Origin of the sequence: Nguyenibacter vanlangensis (genome assembly GCF_013376155.1) — a bacterium.
GTDB classification, from domain to species: domain Bacteria; phylum Pseudomonadota; class Alphaproteobacteria; order Acetobacterales; family Acetobacteraceae; genus Gluconacetobacter; species Gluconacetobacter vanlangensis.
In genome coordinates this window covers 1-2,076 of the sequence record NZ_JABXXP010000504.1, presented here as the reverse complement: position 1 = coordinate 2,076, position 2,076 = coordinate 1, and the positions used below count along the sequence as shown (strand labels likewise).

Below are 2,076 nucleotides of genomic sequence, written 5' to 3'. Positions count from 1 at the left end.
ATGTCGCTGGGCAGCCGGGGATCGCGGACCTATAGCGCCCCTGCCCCGACCACGACGGCGCCTTATGGCGCGGCACCGATGCAGCGTTCGATCACGCCGCAATCGCCGTCGCCCCTGGGCGGATATTCCGGCAATCCCTCCGCCTTCCCGCGTTCGCCGTACGGAGCGCCTTATGGCGCGCCCTATGCGCGGCCGCATCCTTTTGCCGGCGGGTTTCTGGGCGGGCTGCTGGGGGCCGGCCTGTTCGGTGTGCTGTTCGGGCACGGGATTGCCGGCGGGCTGCATGGCGGGGGCAGTTTCTTCGGCTTCCTGATCCAGTTGCTGCTGCTGGGGCTGCTGGTCGGCTGGCTGGTCCGGCGGTTTTCGGGCGGCGCCGCGCGACGGATGAGCATGCCGGCGGCGCCCGGGGCCTATGGCCAGGGCCCGGCGCCCGACCAGTTGACCGTCACCCCGGACGATTACCGCGCATTCCAGCGGCTGCTGGTCGATATCCAGGCGGCCTGGAGCCAGCAGAACCTGCCGGCGCTGCAGCATATGGCGACGCCGGAAATGGTGGGGTATTTCAACGCGCAGCTTTCGGACCTGGCCAGCCGTGGGGCCCGCAACGTGGTCTCGGACGTCCGCTTCGAGCGGGGCGACCTGGCCGAAGCCTGGTCGGAAAACGGCTTCGACTATGCCACCGTCGCCATGCGCTATTCGATGGTGGACATCACCACCGACATGGTCGGCCACGTGATCGACGGCAGCTCGACCGAGCGGGTGACCACGACCGAACTCTGGACCTTCGTCCGGCCGTCGCGCGGCGGGGCGTGGCTGCTGTCGGCGATCCAGCAGGCACGGTGACCGGCCCTACAGCCTGACCAGCGCCAGCCCGTAGATGATCGCGGCCAGCGCCAGCAGCGTCATCGCGGCGCCGATGACGCGGCCGCGATGCCGGCGGGCATATTCCGCCGCCTGCGCCGCGGTGAGGGAAATCGGCTGTTCCGTCGGCATCGTCCCTTATCCTCCGATCAGGACATGATCAGCCAGCAGCCCGCAGAACAGCAGGAAGAGATAGGCCAGCGAAAAACGGAAGGCGTGGCGGGCGGGCTTGTCGCCGGTCAGGCTTGTGCCGTCCGCGTCCTGCCGGTCGCGCAATACCCGCACCGCGCAGAAGACGAAGCCCGCATCGAGCAGGATCGTGGTCGCGGCATAGAGCCAACCCGCCAGATGCAGGGCCGGGGGCACCAGCGAGACCGCGGACAGCGCCAGCGTGTACCACAGGATCTGCCAGCGCGTATGCCGCGCACCGCGCACCACCGGCAGCATGGGAATGCCGGCCCGGCCGTAATCCTTGCAGGCGTAGAGCGACAGCGACCAGAAATGCGGCGGGGTCCAGAGGAAGATGATCGCGAACATGACGACGGGCATCACGCCCAGCGAACCGGTGGCGGCCGCCCAGCCGATCATCGGCGGAAACGCGCCGGCGGCGCCCCCGATGACGATGTTCTGCGGCGTCGAACGCTTGAGCCACATCGTATAGACCACGGCATAGAAGAAGATCGAGAACCCCAGCACACAGGCCGCCAGCAGGTTGGTGGCCAGCCACATCAGCAGCACCGAGGCCACGGACAGGCCGATGCCGAAGCCCAGCGCGGCATCGGCGCGGATGCGGCCGTCGGGGATCGGGCGGCGGGCGGTGCGGGTCATGACCGCGTCGATATCGCGGTCGTACCACATATTGACCGCCCCGGCCGCGCCCGAGGCCATGCAGATGCACAGGATGGCGATGCAGGCGATCAGCGGGTTGATCCGGCCCGGCGCCATGGCCAGCCCCGCGGCCCCGGTGAACACCACCAGCGAGATCACCCTGGGCTTGAGCAGCGCGACCCAGTCCCTGGCCTCGGTCCCAACCAGGGCGGCGTCGAAGCGGGTCGCGTCCTCGGAAAGGGAGAGGCTCATGCGCCGGCTCCGCGATACGGGAAATCGGCGAAGGCGTCGCGCGGCGCCGGCGTGGCCAGGGTCCATTCAAGGGTACGTGCGCCGGGGCCCCAGTAATTGGCCGCGCGCACCCGCGCGCCGCCGCGCAGCGCCAGG

General features: G+C 69.5%; 3 protein-coding genes. 1 reads left to right on the top strand and 2 read right to left on the bottom strand.

Annotation, left to right across the window (positions count from 1 at the left end; genetic code table 11):
* Positions 1-843, top strand: an 843-nt coding sequence (locus HUK84_RS15890; protein WP_176641151.1) for a Tim44 domain-containing protein, incomplete at its 5' end; no start/stop codon positions are given.
* A gap of 6 nt (positions 844-849) precedes the next feature.
* On the opposite strand, the gene HUK84_RS15885 is transcribed toward HUK84_RS15890, so the two are convergent.
* Positions 850-993: a hypothetical protein gene (locus HUK84_RS15885; RefSeq protein WP_176641150.1), complete on the bottom strand. Its 144-nt coding sequence runs from the start codon at positions 991-993 to the stop codon at positions 850-852.
* 6 nt (positions 994-999) lie between these two features.
* The gene (locus HUK84_RS15880; RefSeq protein ID WP_176641149.1) at positions 1,000-1,941 is read right to left on the bottom strand and encodes a heme o synthase; all 942 of its coding nucleotides are present in this window, start codon (positions 1,939-1,941) and stop codon (positions 1,000-1,002) included.
* Positions 1,942-2,076 lie beyond the last annotated feature (135 nt).

Excerpts from the sequence above, each read along its gene's own strand:
- HUK84_RS15885 (WP_176641150.1), bottom strand. The coding sequence starts at position 993 with ATGCCGACGGAACAGCCGATTTCCCTCACCGCGGCGCAGGCGGCGGAA.
- HUK84_RS15880 (WP_176641149.1), bottom strand. The coding sequence starts at position 1,941 with ATGAGCCTCTCCCTTTCCGAGGACGCGACCCGCTTCGACGCCGCCCTG.